The 16,597-nt window shown below is 34.7% G+C and carries 13 protein-coding genes and 1 pseudogene; 4 read left to right on the forward strand and 10 right to left on the reverse strand.

All coding sequences use genetic code 11. The features are described from left to right. Positions 1 to 4: 4 nt before the first annotated feature. The 3 genes from feoB to THEXY_RS10060 form a co-directional block, all read right to left on the reverse strand. Positions 5 to 1,819, reverse strand: coding sequence for a ferrous iron transport protein B (gene feoB, locus THEXY_RS10050; RefSeq protein ID WP_013788729.1), 1,815 nt, complete (start codon positions 1,817 to 1,819; stop codon positions 5 to 7). A 21-nt stretch (positions 1,820 to 1,840) separates the two neighbouring features. After that, positions 1,841 to 2,068, reverse strand: coding sequence for a FeoA family protein (locus THEXY_RS10055; protein WP_041592123.1), 228 nt, complete (start codon positions 2,066 to 2,068; stop codon positions 1,841 to 1,843). 96 nt (positions 2,069 to 2,164) lie between these two features. Further along, on the reverse strand, positions 2,165 to 2,716 hold the full coding sequence (locus tag THEXY_RS10060; RefSeq protein ID WP_013788731.1) for an undecaprenyl-diphosphatase: 552 nt from the start codon (positions 2,714 to 2,716) through the stop codon (positions 2,165 to 2,167). Positions 2,717 to 2,867: 151 nt separating this feature from the next. On the opposite strand from THEXY_RS10060, the gene THEXY_RS10065 reads away from it, so the two are divergent. The 4 genes from THEXY_RS10065 to THEXY_RS10080 are packed head-to-tail and all read left to right on the forward strand — an operon-like array spanning position 2,868 to position 5,779. Then, the gene (locus tag THEXY_RS10065; protein ID WP_013788732.1) at positions 2,868 to 3,290 is read left to right on the forward strand and encodes a Fur family transcriptional regulator; all 423 of its coding nucleotides are present in this window, start codon (positions 2,868 to 2,870) and stop codon (positions 3,288 to 3,290) included. Next, the gene (locus THEXY_RS10070; RefSeq protein WP_013788733.1) at positions 3,290 to 4,171 is read left to right on the forward strand and encodes a metal ABC transporter substrate-binding protein; all 882 of its coding nucleotides are present in this window, start codon (positions 3,290 to 3,292) and stop codon (positions 4,169 to 4,171) included. The genes THEXY_RS10065 and THEXY_RS10070 overlap by 1 nt, the downstream gene beginning before the upstream one ends. A gap of 19 nt (positions 4,172 to 4,190) precedes the next feature. Beyond that, positions 4,191 to 4,964 carry a metal ABC transporter ATP-binding protein gene (locus THEXY_RS10075; protein ID WP_013788734.1) on the forward strand — a complete coding sequence of 258 codons (774 nt, stop codon included), beginning with the start codon at positions 4,191 to 4,193 and terminating at the stop codon, positions 4,962 to 4,964. A 14-nt stretch (positions 4,965 to 4,978) separates the two neighbouring features. Then, positions 4,979 to 5,779, forward strand: a complete 801-nt coding sequence (locus THEXY_RS10080) for a metal ABC transporter permease (protein ID WP_013788735.1) — start codon at positions 4,979 to 4,981, stop codon at positions 5,777 to 5,779. Positions 5,780 to 6,003: 224 nt separating this feature from the next. Here THEXY_RS10080 and THEXY_RS10085 read toward each other — a convergent pair whose 3' ends face one another. The 7 genes and pseudogenes from THEXY_RS10085 to THEXY_RS10115 all read right to left on the reverse strand — a co-directional run bounded on the left by THEXY_RS10085 (position 6,004) and on the right by THEXY_RS10115 (position 16,578). After that, complete coding sequence (locus THEXY_RS10085; protein WP_013788736.1) at positions 6,004 to 6,558, reverse strand: hypothetical protein; 555 nt, start codon at positions 6,556 to 6,558, stop codon at positions 6,004 to 6,006. A gap of 225 nt (positions 6,559 to 6,783) precedes the next feature. Beyond that, positions 6,784 to 8,217: an ATP-binding protein gene (locus tag THEXY_RS10090; protein WP_013788737.1), complete on the reverse strand. Its 1,434-nt coding sequence runs from the start codon at positions 8,215 to 8,217 to the stop codon at positions 6,784 to 6,786. Between the two features lie 202 nt (positions 8,218 to 8,419). Further along, entirely contained in the window at positions 8,420 to 9,157 is a 738-nt protein-coding gene (locus tag THEXY_RS10095) for a YiiX/YebB-like N1pC/P60 family cysteine hydrolase (RefSeq protein WP_041592251.1), read from the reverse strand. A 101-nt stretch (positions 9,158 to 9,258) separates the two neighbouring features. Beyond that, positions 9,259 to 10,017, reverse strand: coding sequence for a TSUP family transporter (locus tag THEXY_RS10100; RefSeq protein ID WP_013788739.1), 759 nt, complete (start codon positions 10,015 to 10,017; stop codon positions 9,259 to 9,261). Positions 10,018 to 10,048: 31 nt separating this feature from the next. Continuing rightward, positions 10,049 to 11,020 (reverse strand): tRNA dihydrouridine synthase DusB, encoded by a 972-nt coding sequence (gene dusB / locus THEXY_RS10105; RefSeq protein ID WP_013788740.1) that lies wholly within the window; start codon positions 11,018 to 11,020, stop codon positions 10,049 to 10,051. Between the two features lie 152 nt (positions 11,021 to 11,172). Next, the gene (locus THEXY_RS10110) at positions 11,173 to 14,799 is read right to left on the reverse strand and encodes a 5'-nucleotidase C-terminal domain-containing protein (RefSeq protein ID WP_013788741.1); all 3,627 of its coding nucleotides are present in this window, start codon (positions 14,797 to 14,799) and stop codon (positions 11,173 to 11,175) included. A gap of 468 nt (positions 14,800 to 15,267) precedes the next feature. Further along, a pseudogene (locus tag THEXY_RS10115) lies at positions 15,268 to 16,578 on the reverse strand (6-phospho-beta-glucosidase). Between the last annotated feature and the right edge of the window lie 19 nt (positions 16,579 to 16,597).

Here is a 16,597-nt window from a genome sequence, read left to right on the forward strand (position 1 = left end):
TTTATTAAAATATTCTCAAGATTAAATTTCCACCATTGTAAACTATAAATGAAACTATCCAAGCTAAGACTAATTGATATGCTACAGAAAATGCCGCCATCTTCCCACCGTATTCTTTTTTCATTGTGGCAATCAGAGATATACACGGTGTGTACAAAAGCACAAAGACGAGAAAGCTAATAGCTGAAATCGGCGTAAAAACCGTCGGCAAAATCTTTATCAAATTTCCGCCGTATATAACCCCCATAGTTCCTACTACCACTTCTTTTGCCATTATCCCTGTAAGAAGCGATACTGAATTTTGCCATGAAGCAAAACCTAATGGTATAAAGATAGGACTTATGAATCTCCCTATATATGCGATAAAGCTTTTGTCTATTTCCGTCATGCCTGAGAAATTAAAGTTTGATAAAATCCAAACAATTATAGACACGGAAAAGATTATAGTACCTGCTTTTTTTAAGAATCCCTTGCCTTTTTCCCACGTGTGTACTGCCAATGACTTAAGTTCAGGCAACTTATACTCAGGAAGTTCTATTATAAACGGCTCATCATCTTTCTTAAATATGGTATTTTTGAAAAGTATGCCTACTAAAAACGCCATAATGATGCCTAATGCGTATAAAGATGCAACAACCAAAGCTTCGTGACCTTTAAACAAAGCACCAGCCATAACCAGATAAATAGGCAACCTTGCATTACAAGACATAAGCGGCAAAAGAAGAGCAGTCATCTTTCTGTCTTTTTCACTCTCTAAAGTTCTCGTTGACATCACACCAGGAACATTGCATCCAAAGCCAATTATAAGTGGAATAAACGCCTTTCCGGATAACCCCATTTTCCTGATTATCTTGTCCATTAAAAAAGCTACTCTTGCCATATATCCGCTGTCTTCTAAAAACGATATACACAAAAACAAGGCTAAGATCACGGGAAGAAACACTATTACCGATCCTACGCCGCCAATGATGCCGTCAATGATAAGTGACTTAAACCAGCCATTTGCACCAGATAACAAAATGTTAACATGCGGTACAAACCAAGCATTGACAAAACTGTCCAATAAATCTGCCAATGGTTGGCCCACCCAGCTAAAAGTAAACTGAAAAATTAAATATATGATGGCTATAAATATCGGATATGCCAAAAATTTATTTATTAGGATTTTATCTAATCTCTCCGTAATTGTAACTGTATTTTCAGATGTGTACGTAACACACTGTGATAAAATGCCTTCTATATACTTATATGTTTCAGCTTCACTTTTAAAGCGTACATTATTACGATAATGATTTTCATTATCATTTATTGCTTTTGAAAAAATGTCATTCGATAAAAGTTCCTTAATCTCGTCTACACCCTTTCCTTTTGAAGCCACAATAGGAACAACCATGACACCAAGTAATTTAGACAATTCTACATAATCAATCTTTATTCCTTTTTTCTTGGCAACATCAACCATGTTTAATATCAATATGATAGGTATGTTGAATTCTTTAAGTTGCATAGTTAAGTACAAATTTCTCTTAAGATTTGAAGCATCTACTATATTTAATATAAAATCAACATTTCCGCTTTCCAGAAAAGACTTGGAAATTTTCTCTTCGTTGGAGTAAGTATCCATTGCATAAATACCAGGTAAGTCGACGATTTTTACATTGTCATTTATAAAGCCTTCTTTTTTTTCAACGGTGACACCAGGCCAATTGCCTACGTGCTGGTTTAACCCAGTAAGCAGATTAAAAAGAGTTGTCTTTCCAACATTAGGATTACCAATCAAAGCGGCGGTTGTCATTCGTTTTGAATCAGTAACTGCCATACGCCCCCTCCTTCATTTTTTTTAAATAACGTCTTTTACGACGATATTCTTTGCATCTCTTTTTCTAATTGCTAAATCAAAACCCATAAAATTTATTATTATAGGATCTCCTAAGGGCGCAAAGCTTTTGACTTTTACTTTTACGCCTTCATTTGCTCCAAGAGCACGCAATCTTTTGGCTAACTTTTCGTCACCTAAAATACCACTTACTAAAGCCGTTTGCCCTGGTCTTAAGTCGTATACGCTCACCACTACCACCCCCTTCATTGATAATCATTCTCAATTTCTGATTCTATGATACTATATATTCCCCTTCGTGTCAATAAAATATAAAAATAATATTTATCATATCTTTATAAATCTATGCCATATCTTAAGAATTTGATTTTCAAGGGGATCCAAAATGCCTTTTAGATATTTCACAAGCTTGCTGCTCAAAAATCCTATGACAAATCCAGCCACGACATCTACAGGATAGTGAACTCCAACATATACTCTCGCTATAAGCAGTAAAACCGTCAAAACCATCATAGTAGCACCAAGGAACTTATTTCCTTTTAGCTGAGTAAATGCAATAGCAGAACCTCCTGATAGATGATCACTTGGAAAAGACGCATCACTTGGATGTTTAATAAGCAAATTCACTTTATGTGTAACAAAAGGTCTTGGTTCAAAGTAAAATCTTGAAATGATAAAATTCGCGCTCAGTGCTATGACTGCAGCAAAGAACTCTTCCATCGATACCTTTTTCCCATCATCCTCTCCAATAAACCATTGGATAACCATTATCAGCCCATATATAATAGGAGAATACAAAGCAATAAATATCATCACTTTATCTAATATACTATGATGACCTGCAAATCCATTGATAAATTGAAAAATAGCGTAATTCATTTTCATCACCTCGTATTAAGATTTTAACCTTCAATTCTTAAAATAAAATTAGATACAGATTAAAAAATAATTAAAATTTCTTGACAAATACGATAAACAATTATATAATCCTAAATAGTAAATTATTCTTATTTAGAAGGAATGAGGGATTATGACAAAGGAAGATATTTTAAAAACCATAAAATCCAACAACTTTAAGATAACTCCTCAAAGAGAGCTTATCATAAACATAATGCTAAATTCCAATGGTTACTTATCTGTAAGGGAAATCTACGAAAAAGTAAAAAGTTCATTTCCACAAGTAAGTTTAGATACTGTATACAGAAATTTAAGCCTTCTAAAAGATATAAATGTATTAAGTGAAGCAACTATAGGCAACAATATTATGTATGAAATTCACAAAGACATGCATGAACACATAATGAAATGTCTAAAATGCGGGAAGATCTTTGAACTGGATATATGTCCCATAGATCTTTGTAGGAACAAACTGGATGGTTTTGAAGTTGTAGACCACAAAATCGAGATCACTGGATACTGCAAAAATTGCAAAAATCACGAGGAGGATTGTTGATGAAAAAATTTATTTCAATTTTTTTGGCGATTTTGATAGTGTTTAGCTTGACGTCATGCAATACGAAAATTTCAAAAAAGCCCAGCAAATTAGCTGTATATGCAACTTTTTATCCCTTATACGATCTTACAAAAAAGATTGCAGGTGATAAAGCCACAGTTCAAAACATAATACCACCAGGCGTGGAGCCACACGACTGGGAACCTACGACAAAACAGATAGCAGACATAGAAGGAGCTTCTCTCGTCGTGTATTTAGGACTTGGGATGGATTCATGGATAAGCAAAGTAGAATCGTCTGTATCAGGACCTAAATTTGTAAATGTGTCAAACGGTATTGACGCTATAAAAGTCGGAAATGCTGTAAATCCTCATGTATGGCTCTCTCCAAAAGAAGCACAAATATTAGCAAAAAATATCAAAGATGCTTTAGTAAATGCTGACAATAAAAACGCAAAATACTACGAAGATAATTATAATACTTTGTTAAATACATTAAAGCAGTTAGACAGTGAATACACTGAAAGACTTAAAAACACCAAGACAAAGACATTTATAGTCTATCACAGTGCCTTTGACTACGTAGCGAGAGATTACGGCTTAAACCAAGTATCTATTGTCGGTATGAGCGAGGAAGCTGAAGCAAGTCCTGCTAAAGTTGCTGAAGTTATACAACTTATAAAAAAAGAAAATATAAAGTACATCTTTACAGAGCCATTGACATCACCTAAGCCGATCCAATCAATTGCCAGCGAAACAGGTGCAAAGGTATTACCGCTAAATACTATTGAAGGGCTTACTAAAGATGAAATGAAGAAAGGATACGATTATATAAAATTGTTGCAGCAAAACTTAGACAATCTTCAAAAAGCATTAAATTAGATTAACGAAAGGGATTTTTATGGGTAAAATAGTAGAGCTTAAAGATGTTAGTTTTTCTTATGATGATAAAAAGGTACTTAACAATATCAATCTAACTATCGATGACGGCGAATTTGTAGGCCTTATTGGGCCTAATGGTTCAGGCAAAAGCACACTTGTAAAGATCATGATAGGAGATCTTACACCTTCATCTGGCGAAGTCCTCATAAATGGGATAAACGTAAAAGACATGAAAAATAGATCTGTAATCGGATATGTCCCCCAAAAGTCTTATTCATTCAACGCTTCTTTTCCAGCAAGTGTAAAAGAAGTCGTCTCAATGGGGCTTTATGGAAAATTAGGGTTGTTTAAAAAACTTTCCAAAGATGACTGGGAAATCGTGAATAACGCTTTAAAGACTGTCGACATGATTGATTACAAAGACAGGCTTATTGGAAATCTGTCCGGAGGCCAGCAGCAACGGGTATTTATAGCAAGAGCTCTTGTCAGCGATCCTAAGATTTTATTTTTAGATGAACCGACGACAGGCATAGATGCAAAGTCAGAAGACACTCTCTATAAAATACTTGATACTTTAAATAAGGAAAACAAAATAACGATTATCATGGTCACTCATGATGTATGGGCCATATCCGACAAGGTATCTCGAATCGTATGCATGGGAAATGGCAGACTATATGACAAATGCGACACTTTAGACTTCTCAAAAAAAGAATTAGCAGAAATATATGGATACCCTGTCAAACTTGATATGCACCATCACCAAAGTGAAAATATCAATAATCGACTTTAGATTGAGGTGTTACAATGCTTAATATTTTTACATACGACTTTATGATTAGGGCATTTCTTGCAGGTGGATTTATATCGATAATAGCTCCATTGGTAGGCAGTTTCTTAGTGTTAAGAAGGCTATCGCAGATGGGGGATACTCTATCTCACGTAGCACTGGCAGGCGTAGCAGCAGGATTTCTCATAGGTATAAATCCTACAATCGGCTCAATAATCTTCGTAATACTGTCATCTTTTGGTATTGAACGCTTGAGAAAATCATACTTTAGATACTCGGAAATATCTATTGCCGTTGTCATGTCTGCAGGAATGGCAATCGCAGTAATACTTCTAAGTTTATCCAGCGGAAGTCCTGCAAACATAATGAATTACCTTTTTGGGAGCATAATATCAATTAATAACACTGATGTATTGCTATCACTCATACTTAGCATTGCAGTAATAACTTTAATTTATATCTTCTACAAGGAGCTTCTATACATTACATTTGACGAAGAAGCTGCTTTGATATCAGGTATTCCTGTAAACTTGGTAAATATAATATTTACCATGATTGTGGCCGTAACCGTAGCAGTTTCCATGAGAATAGTTGGAGCTTTGCTGGTATCAGCATTGATGGTGATACCAGCGGCAGCCAGTCTCAAAATCGCCAAAAACTTCAGACAGACTATTTCTTACGCCATACTGTTTTCCTTCATATCTGTATTTGCAGGAATAATACTCTCCTTCTACCTCAATCTTTCACCAGGCGGCAGCATTGTAATAGTTTCTCTCATAATCATGGGTTTAGCAAGCATAAAGAAGGCAGGTAACTAACCTGCTTTTTTTGTTTTTAACTTGGATAATAAAATGTACTGACTTTAAGATTTTCGTTTAAGTCTTTCTCTATTGGCTATATCTTAAAAACATATATCCCACATACAAAAACAACAAAGTAGCAATCACATCTATTATATTAGATATATTTGCAAAAAGCTCTATGCATTCCAACTCCTAAAACCTCCTAACTAAAAAAATCCATTAATATATCCAACAAAAATTTATGGAAAGTACACATTTCGCTTTAAATATATTTTTTTGCCCATTAATTCTACCACATTATCACCTAATTTCTTTACTGAAATATCATAAACATGATCTTTACGAAGTAAATTTTTAACAAGCAAAACACCTTTTATGATTTCTTTTTCCTGTCTTACAACAATTCCATAATCAGTAGTAGCGCCGTAATTTGATCTATAAACTATAACGGAGCTTGATTCAAACCTAATATTGTGAATTGGCATAAACGCCTCATTTACATTAAGAGTAATAGTAGCAAATAAAATAATGGCTGCAATTGTTGTACTTATCAATATTAATATTATTGAAATCACACTATTCACTATCTTTGCAGAAATATGTTTAAATCTAAAGCCATTTATTAACAATATCAAAGGTATTATCTGAATACACAAAGAAAAAATATCGTTTAATTTTAAAGACTTAAATCTTATAAAAGGATAAAAATAATCTAAATTCAATATCCATAAAACATAAATAGCCAATAGAACTATATGGATAATATATTTGTTATTTCGAATTAAATTATTCACTAATATCACCTATCTTTTATATTTAAATCCAATATCATTCTTTCCTATCTAAAACAGATGGAAAAATGCAATCACATCCTTTCCATGTTTGCAATATTTATCAATTGGACTAAATTTATCTTGCAACTTGCTCTCTCTCAATATAAGACAAATTTCTAAGGAATTTGTTACAGTTTTTTATAAAAATTTTTTAAATGGTTCTCATATTCTTTTGAGAAAAATAAGTTAGCGTCTTCCAAACAAATACAAAAATGCATAAGCAGGAATTTTTACTATTGGTACCTTTGTCGAGACCTTAACTTTCCCATAATCTTCTGGCCTTTTTGTTACTAATATTGCTGAATCAATATTTTTTTCTTTTTTGCTCATCTCAACAATGGCATCATTCTCGGAAAGTGTCGTATCTTCTCTGAATTTCACTTCGATTAAGGATTTACTATGTGGGAATTCAACCACTACATCAATCTCTTTTTGATTATCATTAGCTTTTCTAAAATAACCTATTCTAGCATTTGTTTGCAGGTAAAAATTATAGATATGTTTAAAAACTGCTGTTTCAACCATTATTCCAAGTTCTTTACTGTCTAAGAGTATATTGTCTATCATTAAAACTGCATTTCTTAGGGCAGGGTCGGAAACGTAAATTTTGGGTTTTGCTTTTAGAACTTTTTTACCGCCTAATTCTATAGGTAAACTTTTATAAATCAAATTTGCATTTTCAAGAAGATGAATATAGTTTTCTAATGTTACTGTTGAAACATCTCCAATTTCTTTACTTATCGTTGAAATACTTATAACATTTGCAGAATTGAAGCATAAGTACAAAAAAACCTTCTCTAACACTGCTAAATTTCTCACATTAAACAAGGAAGGTATATCTCTTTTAATAACTTTATCAACCACATCTTCTCTTAACATTCTTTGCACCAAAAATTGGTCTTCTGAGAATACAAATTCGGGGAATCCTCCTATTGTTAAATACTTATTAAAGTACTTTTGCAATGGCATAAGTAAAAACATAAGCTCATTTAACTGAGAGTCATTTAAATTTGAAATTTCATTTAAGTTTAAATTTGGCAGATTGCTTGGTCTTTCTGGAACACCAAGTATTTCGCAAAATTCATAAAAAGAAAGAGTAGGTACAGAAATCACAGTCCAGCGGCCAACACCACTTTCTTTTGTACCTTCAATAAGTGCAGGAGAAGCTGAACCTGTAGCAATAATTCTCCAGTTTGGTTTGGTGTCATAATAGACTTTTAACCATCTGTCCCAATCACTTGCATATTGAATTTCATCTAAAAATATATAAGCCTCTTTTTCTTCATTTATGGTAGTTTCATAAAGATTAATAATTTGGTCAAAAGAACTTAATTTAAATAAAGGATGATCAAAAGATACATATAATATCTTTTTTGGGTGCACTTGATTTTTTAAAAGAGTTTCTATCATTTGATATAAAATTGTAGTTTTACCTACACGACGTGCACCTGAAAGTATGACATATCTTCTGATAGTTGGATGCATTAGTAATTCAAATGCCTGATGATAGACTACTCTCTTTACGGGTTTGGATAGATCTTGAGGGAAATATCCTTTTCTCCACCATGGGTTATACGAGTACAAAATCCTTAATATATTTTCTGAGCTTGTAATAGACATTTTTATCACCTCTAATATAATATTATAACACATACTTCATATTTTTATACAAAAAATATGAAGTATACTTTATATTTTATATGTAATTTTTAAAACTACATTTTAAATTATTAATTCAGTATCTTTCTATAAAAAAATAAACTGGCGTTTGAAATCTTCATACCAGTTTATTTTATTCATCTAATTTAATTTTGCACTATATTTATGATGTAGAATACTCAAACACTTCTGTTTCTTTTGATATAAAGATGTCAATTGGCAACACCCAAAAGCCTCCATTTCCGTCTATGTCTATTCCTGATGATTTTTTGTATGCGGACCATGGGACTTTTGAGCAATACCAGTTTTCATCATCGTTTTTGTCAGCCCTCCAATTGTAGGGCTTTCCAACAAACTTTGACACTTCATCAATAGCTTTTACTCTTTCTTCTATTGTGGCCTTTGGAACTGTCAGCCCCCATGCCTCACTGAAATTTTCTCTGTAAAACCTTATTGTCTCATAAATCACACCTTGATCCGGCTCTGCCGTCAAGAGGCATTTATCATCGATGCTTCCATGATATCTTCTGCTATCAAATATCGCAGCATGTCTTATTGCACCTTGCACGTGAAAACCCGGACTTGTAGCAACTATTATGTCCCCAATTGTAAACTTGTCGAATGATATGCTGTTTTTATAAACAACCTTTTCACTGCTTCTTGAAGGAAACTTCACACCAAATACTTCTTCAGAGTTGATGTTTTTAATTAAATCGTATAAACTTACATAGAATTTATTTACTTCTCCTGCATCCAATGGTTTTGATATCATGATAGCTCCATTTAGAGTGAGAAATCTTTTATAAAAATCCTCCTTTTTAAAGAAGCTTTTCCTTTTTAAGTTTTCTTTAAAATTAAACTCTTCAATATTCACACCAGATATTTCAATCTGTTTCGGCATTTCACTGCTACTTGATAGATATTTACTGTTAGGCAGTATGAGCATTCCTACATCCCCCTTCTTAATAATCTATGCTGTCATAGAAGGGTTTTGTGCATGTCTCATTTAATAATATCAAATACCATTTTTATTGCATATGCAATAGCAACACATATTAGTATAGGTCTAATCAATTTTGCGCCATTTTTTATTGCCACTTTAGTGCCAAATCTGGCACCAACTATCATAGCTATTGCCATAGGGATTGCTGCAGAATAAATTATCTTACTGCTTATAGCAAATAGAACCAATGATGTAACATTGCTTACAAAATTGAGTATCTTTCCATTTCCAGCACTTATCCTAAAATCATATCCCAGTAATATTATAAATAAAAAAATGTAAAAAGAGCCTGTACCAGGTCCAAAAAAGCCATCATAGAAACCCAAAACTATAGATATAATAAGTCCAATTGCTATCGTCTTTTTATTAACACCTTCAAAATTATTTACACTTCCAACATTTTTCGATAGCAATGTATATATTGCAACAAATATCATCAATATTATTATGATGATTCTCAATTTTGAACTGTCCAATGACAAAACCGCTTTAACGCCTAAAATTGCTCCTATTAATGTCCCAAAAACGAGATATTTCAATAAATTGATATCATATACTTTGTATTTTATGAAAGTCATAGAGCTTGTAAAAGACGCACAAGTCGATGCAAATTTATTAGTCCCAAGAGCATATGCAGGAGGTACCCCTAAAACCATAAGCCCCGGAAGGCTTATTATGCCTCCTCCACCTGCTATAGAATCAATAAAAGCAGCAATAAATCCTATTACGCATAATGACAATACATATTTTAATGGCAAGATATCTTCCCCCAAAATACATGGCGTAATTTTATGTAGAACTTTTAATGCTAAGTAACAGGTCTTTAATCTCTTTATAGTTAGACATGGTAAATACCATTTGCTTTATCTTTGAAGCACCGCGGATTCCTTTTAGATACCATGCTATATGCTTTCTCATCTCCAATATTCCTATATGTTCACCTTTGTATTCTATCATCACGTCAAGGTGCCTTAAAATCATATCAATCTTTTCACTTACAATCGGCTCTGGCAGTAGTTCACCTGTATTTAGATAGTGAAGAATCCTTTTAAAAATCCATGGATTGCCTTCTGCCCCTCTGCCAACCATCACCGCATCACATCCTGTCTCGTCTATCATTCTTTTTGCATCCTCCGGTGAAAACACATCTCCATTGCCTATTACAGGTATTTTCAGATTATCCTTTACTTTCTTTATTATATCCCAGTCAGCATTACCTGAATAAAACTGCTCTCTCGTCCTGCCATGAACCGCAACCGCTTTTACGCCGCAATTTTCAGCCATCTTAGCAATCTCAACAGCATTTACATGAGCATCATCCCATCCTTTCCTTATCTTTATAGTTACAGGCTTTGAAGAATTTTTCACCACAGCTTTAATTACACTTTCTGCCAATTCAGGTTTAAGCATCAAAGCCGAACCATCGCCGTTTTTTACTATTTTAGGCGTTGGGCATCCCATGTTTATATCTATCACCTTTGCATTTGATGTATTTAATCTCTTTGCGATTTCACCCATTATATAAGGATCAGAGCCAAATATCTGGAGCGCTACATTTTCGTCATCATCTATATCTGTAAGAAATTCCGTATTTTCACTTTCATAGTAAAGGCCTTTGGCACTGACCATTTCAGTGTATGTAAATCCACATCCCATCTCACTGCATATACACCTATAAGGCTTATCTGTGACACCTGCCATAGGCGCCAAAAACACATTGTTTTTGATTTCTACGTCTCCTATGTACAACTTCCTCTTCATTCCCTTCTTGCTAAGTCCACATTATCATATTTATTCTTCTATTATTCTATCATTATATTTGTATCTATCCAACTGCCTTCTTATGCTGTTTATGTATAGCAAAAGGGAAAGCTGCCATCTTACAGCCTTCCCTTTTTACTAAGTTTATTTTTCTATTTTGTGTATTTTGCATAAACAAATCCGTATACGCCGTTATACAGGACTTTATACCATCCGTCGTATTCGCCGACTACTTTTAATTCATAGCCGTACGGTACTGCTCCTATTTTTAGCGCATTTATGGAATTATTCACTCTGATATTAAGTCCGTCTTTAGCAGTCACCTTCACCGATTTTAATACGGCTACATTTGTTAAATCTGGCGACGAAGCTACATACTTGCCATATACATAACCTGTTTTTCCATTGTATTCAATCTGGTACCAACCATCATTTTCGCCTATTATGTTGATAGATTGACCAGCTCTTACTACACCTATCACTTTATAATTTGTACCAGCACCTGAACGCACATTTAAAGCTGATGCTGTGACAATGCCTTTACTTCCAACATTTCCTTCTAAAACTGGTGTCTTAGATATTGTCCAGTAGTTGTCGACAACAGGATCTATAGTACCTTTCATTTTTATATAACTTATCATTAAGTTTCTTACCTGACCATCATCGCCATATGCTTTAGCTGAGTCAAAGACTATTACAGGATTTGTAATTCCTGCTGCCTTCATAAAACCTCCGCCGCCATTAAATCTGTAGTTGTTTATTGCAACAGTAAATACATCGTCATCTTTCACTGGTTTGCCATTTACTGTCAAATTCTTAATCCTGTTTCCGACAGGCTGTGTAAGATCTATGGTATAACTTGCTCCATAAAGCTGATCAAGGTTGTAATCTGGTATATTAAGGGTCTTATCCTTTGTTATAGGATCATCTGGAGATTTGACCTGCTGATAATATCGTGCAGACCATTCCATCCAATCCTTTAACTGTTTACCAGTCATCTTTATTCCGTACAAGTAATTTTCAAACACATATACGCTCATCATGTCTTGTATTGTAACATCGCCTTTTAATATCTGAGCAGTGCTGCTTAACGGTGCGGCTATTGAAAGATCAGTCTTTGCATAGTATTTTTGAACTTTGTTGATAAGATCCATCAAGGCTGTTTCCTTTGTCAACTGATCTTTTCCTAAGAAGTCACCAGAAGCTGTGCCTATCTTGGTTCCTACGTATTTGAGAGTCGCTTCTTGGTATGGCTCTGCAAGCTGCATTATGTTTTCATCAGGTTGTACTGAGCTGCCCATCGCGACAGCTTTGCTTGTTTTGCTGTCAATTGTCCATTTCCCATTTTCATCTTTAGATAAGTTGAAGTCTATCCTTGAAACGTATTGTCCCCATTTGCCAGGCTCTGTCACTATTACATCTTTACCTTCTGGGTTTTTAAATGTATCCATTTGTATTACAGCATGTGTATGTCCAGCTATTATCGCATCTATCCCATTTACACCTTGAGCTACAGCTTTTACCTGATTTTCTGGTATAGTATCTGATGGGCTTTCTTCGCCAGAGTGCATAGCAACAACAACTATGTCTGCCCCAGCAGCTCTCACTTTAGGTACCCATTTATTTGCTTCTTCTACAAGGTCATTAAATTTAAGCCCCGCGTAATGAGATTTGTCTTCCCATGAAGGAATTTCTTTTGTAGTAAGTCCTAATATGCCTACTTTCACATCGCCCATAGGTGTAGTTATCGTTTTAATGTAGTAAGGCTCTACAAAGTTGGTGCCATCATCTTTGTAAGTATTTGCAGATAAGACATGGATGTTCTCCTTTTCCATATCAGCAATTACTCTATTTAAGACATCCAAACCATAATTGAATTCATGGTTCCCTAACGTCCACGTATCGTAGTGCATGGCGCCCATAGCCTTCGCCATAGGGTATTCAGACTTTGTGTCAATTTTGTCGTAGTAGTATGAGAGTGGCGTACCTTGAATTGTATCACCATTGTCTACTAATACGACATTAGGATTTTCGGATCTTACTTGATCAACATAGCCTGCTACTTTTGCAAGGCCTTGATTAGCTTCTTTTGCACTGCTGTAATCCCACGGCACCAGATTCCCATGTACATCAGATGTGGCTAAAACTGTTATAGTCGTTTCATTAGAAGCTATCATTGTGGCAGGAGATATTCTATTGTCTATTTTCGCCGTTATATGACCTTGTGCCTTTACTGCATCGATAAATGCATCTCTCACTAATTTCTGCGTATCTATGTAAGACTTTTGCACATCGGGATCAGTAAATTCTGTAAAACCATCTCCACCAGTTCCCATAAAATTATTCGTTGCTACAAGATATCTTGCATTCATGTCTATTGGTGTACCATCAGATTTCTTCATGTCAAATACTCTATTCATGGACGGTTTACTTGGATCGTACTTAAATGAAAGACCTGCAACCTGAATGCCTTTGCCACCATCCTGAACCGCTTGTTCCAATACTTTCTTAATCTCTGCACCAGTCATGCTTACTGTGACAATGGTATTGTCAAATGGCATCAACGTGTACATTGTTCCAACAGTGATGTCGCCTTTTAATACGTCAGTTCTAAGTCCACCATTGTTTCCAAAGGCAAAATCAGCATTTACAGCATTCTTAACGACTTCTGACGTCCAATTTCCTAAAATCGAATCTCCAAAAGGATTTGCACTTTGAGTTCTCGTCAAATCTACATCTGCAGTGCCAATGACTTGGCTAAATAACGGTCCAGCGTCTTGTATAGCTTTATCTACTATACTTTGAACATCTTCATCAACTACTGGTGTTTTCGTATTGTAATAGCTGTAATCGTCGTTGTAAACCATATCTCCTGCGCTTACAGTACCATCGCTATTTACTTTTATCTTAAGATCTATAAAACCCATGCCTGCATTGTTGGCAACACCTACAGGTATTCCATTTACTCTGGTTGTGACAATCGTATGTGTATGACCACCAAATATAGCATCTACGCCTTTTACGTTCTTAGCAAAATCAATGAGATTACCTGTTGTCTCACCTGTATTCTTATCAGTCGTAGCTCCCATATGCGCTAAAACAACTACAATCTGCGCACCATCATTTCTTAACTGCTGTGCAAGATTATTTACAATTGGCACAGGATCTTTAAAATCTACATTACTTATGAGAGATGGCAAAATTATAGACGGGAATTCTTTGTTATCAACGATTCCAATGATGCCGATCTTTACTCCATCTCTTTCAATTACAACGTATGGTTTCGTGTAACTTACAGGTTTGCCTGTAGTTTTGTCGTATACATTGGCTGCTAAAACGGGTATTGTAGATCCTTTTAAAACTGCATTATTAGTGTCTATAACAGAATCAATGCCCCAGTCGTACTCGTGATTTCCTAATGTCATTGCATCAAAGCCAATGCTTTTCATCATATCAATGACAGGCTGTCCTTTTAAAACGTTTGAAAGAGGCGTACCTTGAAACATATCTCCTCCTGATAGTACGACAGTATCAGGATTTGCTGCCTTTATGTCTTTTATTCTTTTTGCCAATACAGATCCTCTCTCTTGGGTGATAGGTGTTCCATCGCTTAATTTACCTGATGCTTGCAGATACCCGTGGAAATCAGTGACTTCTACAAAATCAAATGTCTTTGATGTAGCTGCGTATGATATCTGAGGCATACTTGAAAATACCATGCCAAATACCATCACAAATGTCAAAATGATACTTAAAACTTTGCCTCTACCTTTTAACATATAAACCCTCCTACTCCTTTTATTATTTGAAATATTTTTGAGTATAAACGTAATCCCCCCTTATGTCATATCCTTTAAACACAGATGCATTGGAAACGTAGATGTGCATTAACATAAAATCAACAAAATCTTAGCTGCTTTGACGATTGGTACAACTTATTACAAGATTAATATAACAGACAATTATAAAGCTATTATTAAGTATGTGTTAAAATCATGTAAAACTTAAATTTGTGCACAATATTAATTGTAATATATCAGATGTCAGACAACTTTTAATATAATTTTATATCTTTATAAAAACAATTACAAACCCCAAAATTTACTTCTATCCAAAATTATACACATTTATCTTAAGAATCCTCTCAATATTAAAAAATTATTCCAATTTGCTATAAATTATAAAAGGTTACTAGAAAATTTCATTGCAAAAAAAAGCCGGAAAACCCGGCTTAAAGTTTACTTATTTCATCTATATTGCGGCAAGTAATCTATGTTCTCTCTAATAATATCGTCCAAGATTTTTTTAGCTACTGTCGCAGATGGTACCAGCGGATGTATCGTTAAAGCTTGAAGTGCAGTATAGTAATCGCCTGTCACACCCGCTTCTATTGTCAATTCTTCATACGCCTTTACAGACTGCATCAATCCTCTTATCTTTTTCGGTACATGACCTATATTTATTGGATGTGCACCATTTCTATCTACTAAGGCATTTGTTTCTATTACCACATCATCAGGCAGATCTAAAATTGTTCCATTGTTTTTTACATTAACTACATGAATGTCCTTTTTATTGTTGTATATTGAGTTTATCAATGAACATGCAGCATCGGAATAATGGGCTCCACCCCTTTTCTCCAGTTGTGACGGTTTTACATCGAGATTTGGGTCTTTCTACAATTCAAAAAGTTCTCTCTCGAGTTTTTTGACTTGTTCACCTCTTGTCCCTATTGTTGACGCATCTTTCTTTTCTTCCTCTAACATTTTATCTGCAAGATAATAATACCTGTGATATGGGCACGGATACATTCCAAGTGATTTGATAAACTCAGGTTCCCATGGTAAGTCAGGCACATTTTTCATTGACATAGACTTGCCACCAGCAAAACTATCTATCAATTTCTCTGTGATGTCATCTCCATCCAAATACACATGTGTTCCCCAAACAAGATGATTAAGACCTGCAAAATCTATTGACACACGCTTTACGTCTACATCAAGCATTTCTGCAACACCATATACCATACCTATTGGAACATTGCAAAGTCCAATTGTTTTCACATTTGTATGCTTTAAAACTGTTTCTGTTATGATTCCAGAAGGATTTGTGAAGTTTATAAGCCACGCATTCGGAGATAATTCCTCTATGTCTTTGCATATATCGAGTATCACTGGTATCGTCCTTTGAGCCTTCGCAAATCCTCCAGGCCCTGTCGTCTCCTGACCTATCACATCATATCTTAAAGGTATTTTTTCGTCTCTGATTCGAGCATCCAAAAGCCCCACTCTAAACTGTGTAGTTACAAAATCTGCATCTTTTATCGCCTCACGCCTATTCAAAGTCAGGTGAATATTTATATCTACGCCTGCCTTTTCCACCATGCGCTTTGCAAGATTTCCTACAATCTCTAACTTTTCTTTTCCTTCCTCAATATCCACAAGGTATAAATCTTTCACAGGCAGCTCATCATACCTTTTTATAAAACCCTCCACCAATTCAGGTGTATAGCTAGACCCACCCCCTATGGTAGCTATTTTCAAACCTCTTTTAGACATTTAAAGAACTCTCCTTCCC

It is taken from the genome of Thermoanaerobacterium xylanolyticum LX-11 (assembly GCF_000189775.2).
GTDB lineage: Bacteria > Bacillota > Thermoanaerobacteria > Thermoanaerobacterales > Thermoanaerobacteraceae > Thermoanaerobacterium > Thermoanaerobacterium thermosulfurigenes.